Origin of the sequence: Micromonospora sp. NPDC000207, assembly GCF_040300925.1 — a bacterium.
Lineage (GTDB): Bacteria > Actinomycetota > Actinomycetes > Mycobacteriales > Micromonosporaceae > Micromonospora.
Genome location: NZ_JBEPEQ010000042.1, coordinates 28,903 through 44,289, shown reverse-complemented (window position 1 = coordinate 44,289; position 15,387 = coordinate 28,903). Strand labels below are relative to the sequence as shown.

17 protein-coding genes and 1 pseudogene are annotated in these 15,387 nt (G+C 72.5%); 8 read left to right on the top strand and 10 right to left on the bottom strand.

Features of this window, described 5'->3' with window-relative positions:
- Positions 1-144: 144 nt before the first annotated feature.
- Both ABT336_RS13080 and ABT336_RS13075 read left to right on the top strand, forming a co-directional pair.
- Positions 145-1,392, top strand: a complete 1,248-nt coding sequence (locus ABT336_RS13080) for an adenylosuccinate synthetase (RefSeq protein ID WP_350896757.1) — start codon at positions 145-147, stop codon at positions 1,390-1,392.
- 41 nt (positions 1,393-1,433) lie between these two features.
- A complete protein-coding gene (locus tag ABT336_RS13075; RefSeq protein ID WP_350896756.1) occupies positions 1,434-2,033 on the top strand; it encodes a DedA family protein in 600 nt (199 codons plus the stop codon).
- A gap of 32 nt (positions 2,034-2,065) precedes the next feature.
- On the opposite strand, the gene ABT336_RS13070 is transcribed toward ABT336_RS13075, so the two are convergent.
- Entirely contained in the window at positions 2,066-2,800 is a 735-nt protein-coding gene (locus ABT336_RS13070; protein ID WP_502891170.1) for a TetR family transcriptional regulator, read from the bottom strand.
- Positions 2,801-2,879: 79 nt separating this feature from the next.
- Between ABT336_RS13070 and ABT336_RS13065 the strand changes: the two genes are divergently transcribed.
- Positions 2,880-3,332 (top strand): SCP2 sterol-binding domain-containing protein, encoded by a 453-nt coding sequence (locus ABT336_RS13065; RefSeq protein ID WP_350896754.1) that lies wholly within the window; start codon positions 2,880-2,882, stop codon positions 3,330-3,332.
- A 53-nt stretch (positions 3,333-3,385) separates the two neighbouring features.
- Here ABT336_RS13065 and purD read toward each other — a convergent pair whose 3' ends face one another.
- On the bottom strand, positions 3,386-4,633 hold the full coding sequence (purD, locus tag ABT336_RS13060) for a phosphoribosylamine--glycine ligase (protein WP_350896753.1): 1,248 nt from the start codon (positions 4,631-4,633) through the stop codon (positions 3,386-3,388).
- Between purD and ABT336_RS13055 the strand changes: the two genes are divergently transcribed.
- Positions 4,595-4,822: a hypothetical protein gene (locus tag ABT336_RS13055; RefSeq protein WP_350896752.1), complete on the top strand. Its 228-nt coding sequence runs from the start codon at positions 4,595-4,597 to the stop codon at positions 4,820-4,822. The genes purD and ABT336_RS13055 overlap by 39 nt on opposite strands.
- A 50-nt stretch (positions 4,823-4,872) precedes the next feature.
- Here the strand turns inward: ABT336_RS13055 and ABT336_RS13050 are convergent, their stop codons facing one another.
- The 4 genes and pseudogenes from ABT336_RS13050 to ABT336_RS13035 form a co-directional block, all read right to left on the bottom strand.
- Positions 4,873-5,628: a type IV toxin-antitoxin system AbiEi family antitoxin gene (locus ABT336_RS13050; protein ID WP_502891172.1), complete on the bottom strand. Its 756-nt coding sequence runs from the start codon at positions 5,626-5,628 to the stop codon at positions 4,873-4,875.
- Positions 5,628-5,768, bottom strand: a complete 141-nt coding sequence (locus tag ABT336_RS13045) for a hypothetical protein (RefSeq protein ID WP_350896763.1) — start codon at positions 5,766-5,768, stop codon at positions 5,628-5,630. Before ABT336_RS13045 ends, ABT336_RS13050 begins: the two co-directional genes overlap by 1 nt.
- Before the next feature lie 79 nt (positions 5,769-5,847).
- Positions 5,848-5,964, bottom strand: a pseudogene (locus tag ABT336_RS13040) (type IV toxin-antitoxin system AbiEi family antitoxin domain-containing protein); the annotation flags it as partial.
- A 233-nt stretch (positions 5,965-6,197) separates the two neighbouring features.
- Positions 6,198-7,487 carry an adenylosuccinate synthase gene (locus ABT336_RS13035; protein WP_350896751.1) on the bottom strand — a complete coding sequence of 430 codons (1,290 nt, stop codon included), beginning with the start codon at positions 7,485-7,487 and terminating at the stop codon, positions 6,198-6,200.
- Positions 7,488-7,611: 124 nt separating this feature from the next.
- On the opposite strand from ABT336_RS13035, the gene ABT336_RS13030 reads away from it, so the two are divergent.
- Positions 7,612-8,727, top strand: a complete 1,116-nt coding sequence (locus tag ABT336_RS13030) for a diacylglycerol kinase family protein (protein ID WP_350896760.1) — start codon at positions 7,612-7,614, stop codon at positions 8,725-8,727.
- Between the two features lie 333 nt (positions 8,728-9,060).
- Here the strand turns inward: ABT336_RS13030 and ABT336_RS13025 are convergent, their stop codons facing one another.
- Positions 9,061-9,453, bottom strand: coding sequence for a hypothetical protein (locus tag ABT336_RS13025; protein ID WP_350896762.1), 393 nt, complete (start codon positions 9,451-9,453; stop codon positions 9,061-9,063).
- 70 nt (positions 9,454-9,523) lie between these two features.
- On the opposite strand from ABT336_RS13025, the gene ABT336_RS13020 reads away from it, so the two are divergent.
- The gene (locus ABT336_RS13020; RefSeq protein ID WP_502891171.1) at positions 9,524-11,377 is read left to right on the top strand and encodes a MinD/ParA family ATP-binding protein; all 1,854 of its coding nucleotides are present in this window, start codon (positions 9,524-9,526) and stop codon (positions 11,375-11,377) included.
- A gap of 110 nt (positions 11,378-11,487) precedes the next feature.
- Here ABT336_RS13020 and ABT336_RS13015 read toward each other — a convergent pair whose 3' ends face one another.
- Positions 11,488-11,916 (bottom strand): DUF3151 domain-containing protein, encoded by a 429-nt coding sequence (locus tag ABT336_RS13015; RefSeq protein WP_350896750.1) that lies wholly within the window; start codon positions 11,914-11,916, stop codon positions 11,488-11,490.
- Between the two features lie 171 nt (positions 11,917-12,087).
- On the opposite strand from ABT336_RS13015, the gene ABT336_RS13010 reads away from it, so the two are divergent.
- Positions 12,088-13,332 (top strand): LOG family protein, encoded by a 1,245-nt coding sequence (locus ABT336_RS13010; protein ID WP_350896749.1) that lies wholly within the window; start codon positions 12,088-12,090, stop codon positions 13,330-13,332.
- A gap of 73 nt (positions 13,333-13,405) precedes the next feature.
- Here ABT336_RS13010 and fbaA read toward each other — a convergent pair whose 3' ends face one another.
- The gene (gene fbaA / locus ABT336_RS13005) at positions 13,406-14,428 is read right to left on the bottom strand and encodes a class II fructose-bisphosphate aldolase (RefSeq protein ID WP_350896748.1); all 1,023 of its coding nucleotides are present in this window, start codon (positions 14,426-14,428) and stop codon (positions 13,406-13,408) included.
- Between the two features lie 152 nt (positions 14,429-14,580).
- The gene (locus ABT336_RS13000) at positions 14,581-14,964 is read right to left on the bottom strand and encodes a phage holin family protein (protein ID WP_350896747.1); all 384 of its coding nucleotides are present in this window, start codon (positions 14,962-14,964) and stop codon (positions 14,581-14,583) included.
- Between the two features lie 131 nt (positions 14,965-15,095).
- On the opposite strand from ABT336_RS13000, the gene ABT336_RS12995 reads away from it, so the two are divergent.
- Positions 15,096-15,308, top strand: coding sequence for a hypothetical protein (locus ABT336_RS12995; protein WP_350896746.1), 213 nt, complete (start codon positions 15,096-15,098; stop codon positions 15,306-15,308).
- Positions 15,309-15,387: the final 79 nt, after the last annotated feature.

Below are 15,387 nucleotides of genomic sequence, written 5' to 3'. Positions count from 1 at the left end.
GACGCCCTCCCCATCGGGGCTGTCACGGGCACCCCCCCCCGCCGCGGCCCGGTGGGTGCCCCCCCCCCCCGCACCGCCCACCGGCCCCGGCTCCCCCGCCCGAACGGGACCGGTGGGGGAATCGGGGCCGGCGGGCGACACGTCATGGTCGTCGACCTCGGGTACGGCGACGCCGGCAAGGGCACAGTCGTGGACTGGCTCTGCGCCACCCGGCCGGTGCACACGGTGGTCCGTTTCAACGGGGGTGCGCAGGCGGCTCACAACGTCGTCCTGCGCGACGGACGACACCACACGTTCGCTCAGTTCGGGGCGGGTACGTTCCGCCCCGGGGTGCGTACCCACCTGGCCCGGCAGGTGGTGGTCGACCCGCTGGCCCTGGCCGCCGAGGCCGACCACCTCGCCGAGGTCGGGGTGCCGGACGCCCTCGACCGGCTCACCGTCGACGGGGAGGCCCTGCTGGCCACCCCGTACCACCGGGCCGCCAACCGGGCCCGGGAACTGGCCCGGGGCGACGGGCGGCACGGCTCCTGCGGGCTCGGGGTGGGGGAGGCCGTGGCGTACGGGATCGCCCACCCCGACGAGGCCCCCCGGGTCGCCGACTGTCACGACCCGGCAGTGCTCCGCCGCCGACTCACCGCCCTGCGGGACCGGCTCACCGCCGAACTCGGGCCGCTGGCCGCCCCACCCGTCGACGACTGCCTGCCCGCGTTCACCGCGTTCGCCGAACGGGTGGCGATCGTCGACAGGGCGTACCTGACCGGGGTGTTGCGGGCGGGGACCTGCGTCTTCGAGGGCGCCCAGGGCGTCCTCCTGGACGAGTGGCACGGATTCCACCCGTACACCACCTGGAGCACCACCACCTTCGCCAACGCCGAGACACTGCTCGCCGAGGCGGGGTTGGCCGGGCAGGCCGAGCGGTTGGGGGTGCTACGTACCGTCACCACCCGGCACGGCCCCGGCCCCCTGGTCACCGAGGATCCGACGCTGCCCCTGGCCGACCCGCGCAATCCCACCAACCGGTGGCAGGGACACTTCCGGTTCGGCCACTTCGACGCGGTGGCCCACCGGTACGCCCTCGCCGTGGCAGGTGGCGTCGACGGCCTCGCCCTGACCCACCTCGACCTCGCCGACCACGGCCTCGACCTGCGAGTCTGCCACCGGTACGACACCCTCGGCGAGCTGTCCCCGGGCCGCCCCGGAGACCTTGACCGGCAGGCCGCACTCACCGACCGACTGCTCGCCGCCCGACCGGTGTACGACGACGAGACCCCCGACGACTGGCCGGAGGCGGTGTCGGCGGCGCTCGACGTGCCGGTGGTGCTCACCTCCCACTCCCCCACCGCCGAGGGCAAGGTGGAGTGGGGCCGGGCCCTCTCCACGCCCGTTGCCTAGAAGCGCCGGTTTCTCGACGCCGAACGGTCGAGCATGGGGGAATGCAGTCGCTGCTGGACCTGCTCCGGGAGACGGTCACCTCACCCTGGGTCTACCTGGTGATCTTCCTGGTGACGGGGGTCGACGCGATCTTCCCGGTGGTGCCCGGGGAGACGGTAGTGGTCACCGCCGGGGTCTTCGCGGCGACCGGGCAACCCGACGTGGCCTGGGTGATCGTGGTGGCCGCCCTGGGCGCGCTGGCCGGTGACCACCTGTCGTACGCCATCGGACGCGCGGGCGGCAGCGGGCGGCTGGACCGGTCACCGGCGGGCAGCAGGCGGCGGACGAGCCTGGAACGGGCCCGCCGGGCACTGGACCGGCACGGCGGCCTGATCCTCACCACCGCCCGCTACATCCCCGGGGGACGGACCGCTGTGACCCTGACGATGGGCACGGTCCGCTACCCCCGGCGCGCCTTCCTGGGCTACGACGCCCTCGCCGCCACTACCTGGGCGACGTACAGCACCCTGCTCGGCTACTTCGGCGGCCTCGCCTTCGAACGTGACCCGGTCCGGGGAATCCTGGTCGGGGTCGGCCTGTCGGCCGCCATCACCGGGCTGGTGGAGGTCGCCCGTCGGCTCCGCCGCCGGGCCGCCCCGTAGACCGGTTCGGCGACGTCGTCGAGGTAGGCGTCCTACTCCTCAGGTGGGGTCCAGGTGGTCCCGGTGAGGAGTCGGGCGGCGCCGAGCCAGGCGACGTTCATCATCCGGGTGGCGGTCGCGGCGGGGTCGGCGTCGGGGTGGTCGGCCAACCAGTCGGCAAGCGACTCGCTCGCCCCGACCAGGGCGTACGCGACCACCTCCAGGTCGGTGCCGCCCACCTCCCGGACAGCCTCGGGCTCGCGCTCCCGGATGGGCGCGGGCTCCCGGATGGGCTCTCGCTCCAGCGCGGGCTCGGGCTCTCGCTCCCGGGCGGGCTCGGGCTCTCGCTCGGACTGGGCGTGGTGGAGCATCCCGGCGACCACCTCGACCATCCGGGCCCGGATGGTCGCCAGTTCACCGGCGAAGGGTTGCGAGCCACGGGCCTGCCGGTAGAGGACCGCCCAGCCGTCCCGGTGTGCCCCGACGAAGCCGAAGAAGGCCCGCAGTCCGCGCCACAGTCGCAGGTCGGCGGGGAGGTCGGGGGCGGCCGCCCCGGCGATGGCCTCCAGCATCCGGGTGGCCTCCCGGTGCAGACAGGCGACGAACAGCTCCTCCTTCGTGCCGAGGTACGCGTACACCATGGGTTTGGAGATGCCTGCCGAATCGGCGATCTCGTCCATGCTGGCCGCGTGGAAGCCGCGTCGGGAGAAGGTCCGCACGGCCGCGTCGAGCATCTGCTGCTCGCGTACGGCCCGGGGCAGACGTTTGAACGCGGGCACGTCGGGCACCTTGCCAGCATACCTACTCATACGTAAGGTTACGCTTGAGTAACCTGCGTCGACCCATCCGTGAGAGGTGCCAAACCCGATGACTGACTTCGACCCGGCCACCTTCGCCAACTACGGCCCGAAGGAGTTCGCCCAGCTGGTCAAGTCCACCCCGGACGCCAAGATCGCCGAGGTGATGTCCGGCAACCTGCGAGGCACGGTCCTCGACGAGGTCTTCACCCGACTCCCGACGATCTTCCGTCCGGAGAAGGCCGGCTCCACCAACGCGGTGATCCACTGGACCATCACCGGGCGGCCCGACGGCGGCTCCGACACCTACGAGATCGTCGTCGCCGACGGCACCTGCACCGTCAACAAGACCCCGCAGCACGAACCGAAGCTCACCCTGACCATGGGGCCTGTCGAGTTTCTCCGGATCGTCAGCGGCGGCGCGAACCCGGTCATGATGTTCATGACCGGAAAGCTGAAGGCCAAGGGCGACCTGGGCCTGGCCGCCAACATCGCCAACCTCTTCGACATCCCCAAGGCCTGACCCAACCCTCGGGCCGGATCAGCCGGGCACTGCGATCCGGCCTCGGGCCCGGATCAGCCGGGCAGCGCGATCCGGCCCTCGACGGCGGCGGTGGCGATGTCCCCACGGCGGTGCGCCCCGGCCAGCGTCACCCCGTCGACCAGGGCGTACGCCGCGTCCCGGGCTGCGGCCAGGTCCGGGCCGGTGGCCGTACCGCAGAGGATCCGCCCCCCGGCGGAGAGCAACTCGCCGTCCGGACCGCGTCGGGTCCCGGCGTGGATGATCCCCGGCCGGTCACCACCGGTGATCACGTCCCCGGTACGCGGCGTGCCCGGGTAACCCTCGGCGGCGAGGACCACCGTGACCGCCGCGCCGTCCCGCCAGCGCAACGGCGGATGATCGGCCAGCGTACGCGTGGCGGCGGCGTGCAGCAGCCCACCGAGCGGGCTCTCCAGCAGGGCGAGCACCACCTGGGTCTCCGGGTCGCCGAACCGGGCGTTGAACTCGATCACCCGGGGGCCGGCGGCGGTGATCGCCAGGCCGACGTAGAGCAGCCCGGCGAACGGGGTGCCCCGGCGGCGCATCTCGGCCAACGTCGGGTGCACCGTGCTCGCCATCACCTCGTCGACGAGGCCGGACGGCGCCCACGGCAACGGCGCGTACGCCCCCATGCCGCCGGTGTTCGGACCGGTGTCGCCGTCCCCCACCCGCTTGAAGTCCTGGGCCGGCAGCAGCGGCACCGCCGCCTCCCCGTCGGTCACCACGAACAGCGACACCTCGGGTCCGGCGAGGTACTCCTCCACGACGACCCGACCGCACTCGGCGGCGTGCCGCAGGGCGGCCTCCCGGTCCTCGGTGACCACGACACCCTTGCCGGCGGCGAGCCCGTCGTTCTTCACCACGTACGGTGCACCGAACTCGTCTAGCGCCGCCGCGACGCTCTCCGCGTCGGTGCAGCTGTACGCCCGCGCGGTCGGCACCCCGGCAGCGGCCATCACGTCCTTGGCGAACGTCTTCGACCCCTCCAGCCGGGCGGCCTCGCCACCCGGCCCGAAGACCGCGACGCCCTTGGCGCGCAGAGCGTCGGCGACCCCGGCCACCAGTGGCGCCTCCGGCCCGATCACGACCAGGTCGGCGGCGACCTCCACCGCCAGCGCGGTGACCGCCGCCGGGTCGGCGGCGTCGACCTGCCGCAGCTCGGCGAGCCCGGCGATCCCCGGGTTCCCCGGCGCAGCGATCAGCGCCTCGACCTCCGGATCACCAGCAAGCCCCACGGCGAGCGCGTGTTCGCGCCCCCCACCACCAAGAAGAAGTACCCGCACGCCGCCGAACTCTACCCACCCCCACCCCTCACCCCCACCCACCCCACCCCACCCCTCACCCCCACCCCACCCCCACCCCACCCCCACCCCAGCCAGCCCACCCAGCCGCCCCACCCCAGCCAGCCCACCCAGCCGCCCCACCCCAGCCGGCCCCACCCCGGCCGGCCCACCCCGGGTCTGCTCTGGTGATCAAGGGGTTTGCGTCAACTTCGATCACCGATCTGACGCAAACCCCTTGATCACCGGCCCTGGGTCGACGCCCGGCGGGGTGGTGGGGAGGTGAGGGCTTCGCGGACCGACCAGGGGATGTAGTCGGGACGGAGAGTGTCTGCCCAGGTGAAGCGGAGTACCCGCCAGCCCGCGTTGACGAGTCGGTTCTGCCGCCGACGGTCGGCGAAGAGGGCTTCCGGCGTACCGTGTGGGCCTTCACCGTCGGCCTCGGCTATCAGTCGGGCGGACCGCCATCCCAGATCACCCACGGCGATCAGGTGACCGTCCTGGTCGCGCACCACCAGTTGCAGTGCATCAGGGGAGACACCTCCGTCGACGCACCGCAGTCGAGAGCGCGTCTCCAGTGGCGACTGCGCCCGGCCGTCCGCCTCCCGGACGTACGACCGCGCTGCGACGGCACCCCGGCGTCCCCGGACCAGCGCCGGCACCGCCGCCAACTGCTCGGCGGTCACGAAACCCCTGTTCAGCGCGGAGTCGAGCACACAGACCGCCGGGTAGCGGTCTTCCCGCAGGGCCACGTCGAGGACCGTACGCAAAGGTGACGTGGCTCGGATCCCGGCGACGTCGACGATGTCACCGGGGACGGTGGTCAGCTGGTGCACCACTGTCCGGGGATCACCGCGCCGCTGAGACCTGGGCTGGTCGGCGGGGACCGACACGTGGATTGCGGAGGTTCGCCGCAGACCGGCGATACCGTGCAGTTCGAGGGCCGTGTCCAGCACCGCGAAGGCTCCGGGTCCGAGGCTGGTGACGGCGGCTCGGATCAGCGCCCGGCGACGTACCGGATCGGGGGCTGCACCGCCCGGCGCGAGCCGATGACGTACCGGATCAGGGGCTGGGCCGCCCTTCCCGAACCGATGACGTACCGGATCGGGGGCTGCACCGCCCGGCGCGAATCTGTCACCTACCGGATAAGGGACTGCACCGCCGGCCGCGAACCGGTTTTGTCCCGAGTCGGCGGCTGCACCGGCCGGCGCGTAGCAGCCACGGGCGAGCCGGTCCCAACGACCGGACCGACACAGTTGTCGTATCTGACCCCGGGTCAGCCCGGCGGCGAGGGCCTGGCTCGTGGTGACCATGCCGTCCTGCTGGGCGGCCACCCTCTGGAGGATTTCGAGCGGCGTCACCCCCACACCATCCCCCGCCCACCGAAATCCCTCACCCCCTGTGGAAAACCCTGTGGACAACCGTCCCGCCGGACTCACCCCACCCTGTTGATCAAGGGATTTGCGTCAGATCGGTGATCGAAGTTGACGCAAATCCCTTGATCAACGCCGGAAGGCGGAGGGGGAGCTGGCGGGGGGTGGGGGTGGGGGTGGGGTGGGGGTTGGGGTTAGGGGAGGAGGGGGTGGAGGGTTACGTTTTCCTGGCGGCCGGGGCCTACGCCGACGATGCTGATGCGGGTGCCGCAGAGCTCCTCGATGCGCTGGATGTAGCGCTGGGCGTTCTTGGGCAGGTCATCCCAGGTGCGCGCCTCGCCGATCTCCTCCGACCAGCCGTCGAGCTCCTCGTAGACGGGGCGGGCGTGGTGGAAGTCGGTCTGCGTCATCGGCATGTCGTCGAAGCGCTCGCCGTTGATCTCGTACCCGATGCAGATCGGCACCTTGGGTAGGCCCGTGAGCACGTCCAGCTTGGTGATGACCAGGTCGGTGACCCCGTTGAGGCGGCACGCGTACCGGGCGACCACCGCGTCGAACCAGCCACAGCGCCGCTCCCGGCCGGTGGTGGTGCCGTACTCCTGGCCGACCTCGCGCAGGTGTTGGCCGTTCTCGTCGAACAGTTCGGTGGGGAACGGGCCGGAGCCCACCCGGGTCGTGTACGCCTTGCTCACGGCGATGACCTGGTTGATGGCGGTCGGCGGGATACCCGCGCCCACGCACGCCCCACCGGCGGTCGGGTTCGACGAGGTCACGAACGGATAGGTGCCGTGATCCATGTCGAGCATGGTGGCCTGGGCGCCTTCCAGCAGGACGATCTCGTCCCGGTCGAGGGCGTCCCAGAGCATGGCCCGGGTCTCCGCGATGTACGGCCTGAGTCGCTCGGCGTACTCCAGGTACTCCTCGATCGTCGCGTCGACGTCGATCGCCTTGCGGTTGTAGATCTTGAACAGGAGCTGGTTCTTTTCGCGGAGCGCGAGCTCCAGCTTCTTGCGCAGGATGCCCGGGTCGAGCAGGTCCTGAAGCCGGATGCCCATCCGGGCGACCTTGTCGCCGTACGCGGGGCCGATGCCCCGACCGGTGGTGCCGATCCGGGAGGAGCCGAGGTACCGCTCGACCACCCGGTCCAACGCCCGGTGGTGCGGCATGATCAGGTGCGCGTCACCGGAGATCCGCAGCCGGGAGACGTCCACCCCCCGCTCGGCGAGCCCGTCGATCTCGCTGAGCAGGACCTTCGGGTCCACCACCACCCCGTTGCCGATGACGATCATCGCCCCGGGGGAGAGTGCCCCGGAGGGCATCAGGTGAAGGGCGTACTTCTGCCCGTCAGGGGTGATCACGGTGTGCCCGGCGTTGTTCCCGCCGGAGTAGCGCACGACGTAGTCGACCCGCTCACCCAGCAGGTCGGTAACCTTGCCCTTGCCCTCGTCGCCCCACTGAGCGCCGATGAGCACGATCGCTGGCATCTTCTCTGCCTCCAGAAGGCTCGGGTGCCAGGTGGCGACCGGTTGGCGAGCCCGGGGGATCAGGCTAACAAGTTGTGACGACGTGGCCGGCAGGGGTCACGGCGAGAAGCAGGAGGCTCCGACCGTGTACGACGTGGTGCTGCTCGCCCTCGACTCGGAGCGGAGGGCTCCCGGGGGATGTGGCAGCGGCGACTCCTGCTGCGGCTCGGCGACCGAAGGCGGCCGTGAAGAGCCGACGAACGACGGGCGTGAAGAGCCGACGAACGACGGGCGCGGACCGGCCACCGGTGACGGAAGTGGACCGGCGACCGGCGAGGGGTGTGGACCGGCGACCGGAGACGGGTGCGAACCTGCCGGGGAGCGCTGCGAGACCCCCCGGGTACCCGTGCTGACCTGCGCGGACGCGCTCACCCGACGGGGTGCCCGGGTGGAGACGGTCACCGCCCGGTCGGACGCGGAGATCGACGCTGTCCTCGCCCGACTCGACGGTCCGCCCCGCCCGGACGGACTGACCTGGCCGGATCCGGACGGCAAGACCCGCCTCGTCGTCGCCACCGCCAGTGACGCGCAGTTGCGTGCGGTGCTGCGCCGGATGGTGCGCCGGTACGCCCCGCCACCCAGCCGACGCCCCGACGACCTGGCGGGCAACCGTACGGTGCCGGACCTGCCGCCGGTGGGCGTACTCCCGCTCGACCCGGCCCGGGTGGGAGCGCAGCGGGACCTCGCCGCGCAGCTCGGGCTGCCGCGCGACCCGGCGGAGGTCGCCGCGGCGGTGCTCGACGGCGACGCCCGTCGGCTGGACCTGCTCCGCAACGACGGCGGCTCGGTGACACTGGACGGGGCACTGCTCGGGGCCGCCGACGACGCCGGTCGCCCGATGCCGTTCCGGGGCCGGATCGAGGTCGACGACGTCGTCCTGGCCTCCGGTGAGGAACGGCTGTTGGCCTGCGCGATCGGAAACGCCGGCGGGTACGCACGGCTCGACGACGTGGCCCTGCTGGCCGCCCCCGACCCGACGGACGGGCTGGTCGAGGTGGCGGTGGCCGTTCCCGTGGTCACCCGACGCGCGTTGGGCAGGAAGCGGGTACGGCTGGAGGTGCGCCGTGCCCGGGGCCGGGCGGTGGCGGTCGTCCCGCGTGACGAGCGGGTCCCCTATCTCGACGACGGCGTCGAGGGTGAACTGAACCGCAAACGTTCCTGGTGGATCGAGCCGGGCGCCTGGGCGGTCTGGACGAACTGAACGGTTCGTCGGGATCGACGACGGGGCGATTCGCCCCATCGGTCCGCATCGACCTCAGCCGACGGGACCGGCGGATTCGCCCCGTCGGTCCGCATCGACCTCGGCCGACGGGACCGGCGTCGCACGGACGCCTATCCTCGGCAGGAGGAGTGGGGGAGGAACCGTGGCCGACGACAGTGCCGACCGGGTCCGTGGACCTGGTCACCAGCCGGTGCCCGAACGGGACATCGAGCCGGTCTGGCCACCGGAGCACGGTGGTCCGACGGCAGCCCAGGCAGACCTGCCCGCCGACGACGCCCCGGTGGTCGACCACCACGCGTACCCGTCGCTCAGTCAGCCACCACCACCGGTGGCGCCGAGGACGCCCGACGACGCCTCGCCGTGGGCGGTGAACGCCCCCGTCGACCTGCACTCCCCGTTCACGACGGACCAGCCGACACCGGTCCGCCCGACACCGGTCCAGCCAGCGGCAGTCCGCCCGACACCGGTCCAGCCGGCGGCGGTCCAGCCGGCGGCGGTCCAGCCGGCGCCGCAGCCGGTTCCCCCGCAGCCGGTCCCGGCCCGGGAGGCGACCGGCGGCCGGGCCGCGCCCGAGCGGGCACGGACGACCTGGACCGCACCGCGACACGCGGCCACCAGCGACGAGCCCTCGGCCGCCGACGACCCGTCGACCGGCAACGGACGACCGCCGGTGACGAACGACCCGTCCGCGAGCGGCGGACGCACGCCAGGGGCCGGCACCCCGCCTGCGGGCGGCGGACGCACGCAGGGCGGCGGACGCACGCAGGGGGCAGGCATCCCGTCCGCCGGTGGTGGACGACCGCCGGGGGCTCACGGGCCGTCGAACGGCGGTGGACGGGCACCGCAGGAGTCACCCTGGGCACAGCCACCGCAGCGGGTCGCCGGTTCGGGCTCCCCCGATCCGGTACGCGGCGGCGGCCTCCCGCACCAGGCCACCACACCGATCCCACACCCACCGACGCCAGCCGCCCCGATCCCGGCAGCCCCGATCCCACAGCCACCGATCCCACAGCCACCGACGCCAGCCGCCCCGATCCCACAGCCACCGATCCCGGCAGCCCCGACCCCGCAGCCACCGGCCCCGGCCGCCCCGGTTTCCGAGCCGACCCCCGCCGACCCGATCCCGCAGCCGCCGATTCCGGCCGGACCGGATCCGGCTGCGCCCGAGGCGGAGGGGACCCGCCCGGGGCCACGACCCCCGACGTTCGCTCCCCCCGTACCGGCACCGCCCCGGGTCGACCAGTCGGGTCCGGTCCCGCCGCCCGCCCCGGTCCCGCCCGCCGCACCTCACCCGGCACCGGGCCACGCCGACCCCGCAACGGCACCGACGACACCCACTGCACCACCGGCCGCCCCCGAACCGGGGGCGCACACCCCGGGACCGGTGGTTCCGCAGGCCGCTCCAGGGCCGGAGGCACAGCAGGTCAGCCCGGAGGCGGGTGGGCCGTACCCGGCGGCGGAGGCGGCGGTACCGGTGTCGGGTCCGCAGGTGCCCTCGGTGGCAGCGGGCCAGGGTCCGGCCGGTTGGTACCCGGCGACGTGGCAGCAGGGCTCCGGTCACCCGATGCCGCCGCAGTCGTACCCGGGGGCGGGCGGCGGCCCGTCGGCGTACCCGGGGGCCGACGCTGGGCCATCGGCGTACCCCGGGGCGGACGGCGGCCCGTCGGCGTACCCGGCCACCGCCTGGTCACCGGAGCCGCCCGTGCCGCCGACGGCGGAGGATTTCGCCCGGCGGCGGCAGCTCCGGCCGCCCGATCCGGTGGCCACCGTCGGTCTCCGAGCGGTGATCAACAAGACGGGTCTGGTCAAGTTGCCGCCGGGCCGACACGAACAGGAGTTGCGACAGGACATCGAGATGGTCCGACGCAACTTCGGCGGACTACGTCAGGTGACAGTGGTCAACCCCAAGGGGGGAGCGGGCAAGACCGTCGCCATCCTGCTGCTCGCCATGACCTTCGGACAGAAGCGCGGCGGGTACGTGTTGGCGTGGGACAACAACGAGACCCAGGGCACCCTCGGGATGCGCGCCCAGCAGGACTTCCACTCCCGTACGGTGCGGGACCTGCTGCGCGACCTCGGACAGTTCGAGGGGGCGCAGGGCCGGGTCGGGGACCTGTCGCAGTACGTCAGGTCCCAGGGGGAGGGCATGTTCGACGTGCTCGCCTCGGACGAGTCGGCCACCGGGGGCGAGATGCTGACCGCTGCGGCGTTCGGCGAGCTTCGGGAGGTGGTGAGCCGGTTCTACAAGTTGATCTTCGTGGACACCGGCAACAACGTCCGGGCGCACAACTGGCAGGCCGCGATGGACGCCACCGACCAGTTGGTGGTCACCATGTCGGCCCGTAACGACTCGGCGGAGACGGCCGCCCGGATGCTCGACCACCTGGAGCAGAGCGGACGGCAGCGGCTGGTCCGGCAGGCGGTGACAGTCGTGTCGATGCCCCCGTCGCGCAAGGAGATCGACCTGCCGGCGATCCAGCAGCACTTCGCCGCGCGGACCCGGGCGGTGCTGCTCGCGCCCTACGAACGGCTCATCGACTCCGGTGAACCGATCCGGTACGGCGGACTCTCCGCAGCCACCCGCGACGCCTGGCTCAAGATCGCCGCCTCGGTGGCCGAAGGGCTGTAGCCGCCGGAGGCGGGGCGGGTACGGCGGGTGCCGTACCCGCCCCGGCAGCGGATCAGAGCCGACGACGAACCTGCCGACGACGGCCGGTTCCGGGTCGACCAGCTGCGACGTCAGTCGCTGGAGAGGGCGTCCCCGGCGGCGGGGTCGCAGTCCCGCAGAAACTGGGCGCACCGGGCGGCCTCGTCCGCCTCACCGATCTCGCCGGCCGCCCGGGACAGGACGTAGAGGCAGCGCAGGAATCCCCGGTTCGGGTGATGCGCCCACGGCACCGGACCGTGCCCCTTCCAGCCGCTGCGGCGCAGCTGGTCCAGACCACGGTGGTACCCGGTCCGCGAGTAGGCGTACGCGGCGACGACCTGACCCTCGGCCAGGGCACGGGCGCCCAGCGCCGCCCACGCCGCGCTGTAGGTCGGGAAGCGCGCGGCGACCTCCGCGTACGCCTCGTCGGTGGCGGTCTGCCCGGCGGCAGCCAGGGCGGCGTCCGCCTCGGCAGCCTCGGGAAGGAGGGTGGCCGGGGGCTCCGGCAACAGGTTCTGCATCGCCCCATTCAACCCGCTTCGCGTCGGCCTCCGCGAGGGGGGTTGGGACTCTGAGACCACCGGAACGGCTGTATCGCGTCGCCCTCCGGGGCAGCTGCCGGAGGGTGTCCGGGGTCGGCCGGGGTTGCCCGGGTGGGGTTGGGTGTTGATCCGTTCGGGCAGGATGGCGGGATGCCGACCCCACCTCCCGCGGACGTCATCGAGCCGCACACCCACCCCGACGAGATCGAGACCCGGGTCGCCTTCGACGATCGGCTCACCACCGGCAGCCTCACCGGGCTCACCGTCCAGGGGCTCCGGTTGGACCTCGATCCGGTGCCGGACCTCACCGACGTGGACGTCGCCGGCACCCTCTTCATCGGCTGTCGGTTCGCGTCCCGGGAGGTCGGGGCGGACCTGCTCCGGCGGGGTGCGAACGTGGTACCGCCCTTCTCGGAGCTGCCCTACCCGACCCAGCCGACCCATCTCTACAGCCCGCAGGAGCTGGCCGCCGGGTTCGCCGAGGCGGGCTTCGCCGGCATGTACGACACCCGGGTCTACGAGCACTTCCGGGCCCACGGCGGCGCGCTGCCGGAGGTGAAGGAGGCGCTGGCCCAACGGCTGCACGACCACGGGGTGGACAACGCCCTGGCCGACGCCACCCGCGCCTGGTTGGCCAACCACGGACCACAGTCGGTGGTGGGGATCATGGGCGGGCACGCGGTGCTGCGCGGCAGCGCCCCGTACCGGATGGCCGCCACGCTGGGGTGGGAGCTGGCCCGCGCCGACCGGCTGATCGTCACCGGGGGCGGCCCGGGGGTGATGGAGGCGGCGAACCTGGGCGCGTTCCTCGCCCCGTACCCGGTGGAGGAGTTGACCTCGGCGATCGACACGCTCGCCGAGGCGCCCGACTACGCCGACCACGAGCGGTACACGGCGGCGGCGCTGGCGGTCCGGGCGCGGTACGGCCCCGACGACGCGCCCGCCGAGCCGGCGTCGGACGGCGCCGTGGTGCCCCGCCCCCGGGCGGCCGGGCCGGACGTCGACTGGGCCCGCAGCGGTGGACTGGCCATCCCCACCTGGCTGTACGGGCACGAACCGGCGAACCTGTTCGCCGGGCGGATCGCCAAGTACTTCTCGAACGCGATCCGGGAGGACACCATCCTGCGGCTGGCCCGGGGTGGGATCGTCTTCGCCCCGGGGCGGGCCGGCACCGTCCAGGAGGTGTTCCAGGCGGCGACGAAGACCTTCTACGGCACCGACGGGGCCAGTGGCGCGTACGTCTTCCTGGACCGGACGTACTGGACGCAGGAGTTGCCGGTGGAGGCGTTGCTGCGGCCCCTGCTTGCCGGTTCGCCCTTCGGTGACCTGGCGAAGACGGTCCACCTCACCGACGACGTGCACGAGGCGGTGGGCATCCTGACCCGTCACCACTAGGTGTGGCGCTGCCCGAAAGGGCCCCCTCTCGCTGCCCGGACGGGCGGAGCGGGGGCCCTGCGGGCGGTTCAGTTCACTTGAGCTTGGTGCCGGTGGAGCGCAGGTGCTCGCAGGCCTCGACGACCCGGGCGGCCAGGCCGGCCTCGGCGAGCTTGCCCCAGGTACGCGGGTCGTACTGCTTCTTGTTGCCGACCTCGCCGTCGATCTTGAGCACGCCGTCGTAGTTACGGAACATGTGGTCGGCGACCGGGCGGGTGAAGGCGTACTGCGTGTCGGTGTCGATGTTCATCTTCACCACGCCGTAGTCCAGCGCCTCCCGGATCTCCTCCAGCAGCGAGCCGGAGCCGCCGTGGAAGACCAGGCTCAGCGGCTTGTCCTTGCCGTACTTGGCGCCGACCGCCTCCTGGATCTGGTTGAGGATCTCCGGCCGGAGCTTCACGTTGCCCGGCTTGTAGACGCCGTGCACGTTGCCGAAGGTCAGCGCCGCCATGTAGCGGCCCTTCTCACCGAGGCCGAGCGCGTCGACCATGGCCAGGCCGTCCTCGACGGTGGTGTAGAGCTTGTCGTTGATGGCGTTCTCGACGCCGTCCTCCTCACCACCGACCACGCCGACCTCGATCTCCAGGACGATCTTGCCCTCGGCGGCCCGGTCGAGCAGCTCGGAGGCGATCTCCAGGTTCTCGGCGACGGGTACGGCGGAGCCGTCCCACATGTGCGACTGGTAGAGCGGGTCCTCGCCCCGGGCGACCCGCTCCTTGGAGATGGCCATCAGCGGGCGGACGAACTTCTCCAGCTTGTCCTTGGGACAGTGGTCGGTGTGCAGGGCGATGTTCACCGGGTAGTTCTTGGCCACCTCGCGGGCGTACGCCGCGAAGGCCACCGCGCCGGAGACCATGTCCTTGACGGTCGGGCCGGAGAGGTATTCCGCGCCACCGGTGGAGACCTGGATGATGCCGTCGCTCTCGGCGTCGGCGAAGCCCTTGAGGGCGGCGTTCAGGGTCTGCGAGGAGGTGACGTTGATCGCGGGGTACGCGAACCGGCCGGCCTTGGCGCGGTCCAGCATCTCCGCGTAGACCTCGGGGGAAGCGATGGGCATGTCGAACGCTCCTTACTTACCGCTGTCGGCCGGTTGGCCGCTGTCTTCCGTTGGTCCGCCGGACCGCACTGTCCACCGCCGCAAGTATCCCGTAGCAGCCGGACAGCGGCACAACCGCCCCGAACCACAGCCGCCTCGACCGGCTCACCGGCCTACCGACGGTCCAGGTTGTCAGGCAGGACGATGCTGATCAACCAGCTGACCACCGCCACCACTATCGCCCCCCAGAACGCCGGCCAGAAGCCGTCCACCCGGAACGGCAGGTCCAGGGCGTCGGCGATCCAGTCGGTGAGGAGGAACAGCAGGGCGTTTACCACGAGCGCGAACAGGCCGAGGGTGAGCAGGTAGAAGACGCAGCCGACCACCTGGATGACGGGCTTGAGGACCGCGTTGACCACCCCGAAGATCAACGCCACCACCAGCAGGGTGAGCGCGGTGTTCGCCCCGGACCGACCGCTCACCTCCACCCCGGGTACGACCAGGGTGGTGACCCACAACGCGACGGCGGTGGTGGCCAATCGGATCAGGAATCCCACAGCCTCATCCTGACACCGTGAGGCCGCCGCAGGGGTGGCAATCGACCGACGGGTACCCGGCGGGACGAGCGGGGAGGCCGGGCACCCCGTACGGTGTGGGTAGTTTTCCACCGTTATCCAAGGGAGGGACGATGGGACAGCCCGACGAGGACTTCACCCCGAGCGACCACCTGACGCCGGAGGAGCGCGACCCGGAGGCACCGGAGGCCGACGTCGTCGAGCAGGCGACCTCGACCGACCCGGCGGACGGCGAGGTCGAGCCGCGCCGGGGCCTGGAGGTCGGCGACTGGGACGCCGCCGAGCAGGCCCTCCTCGTCACCGGCGACGAGGACGACTACCGCTGAACCCGCGCCGACCGGACCGAGGTCCCGGTCGATTCTTCCCGTCGACGAACGTCGACGCGTCGGGGCCACCGGATCCGCT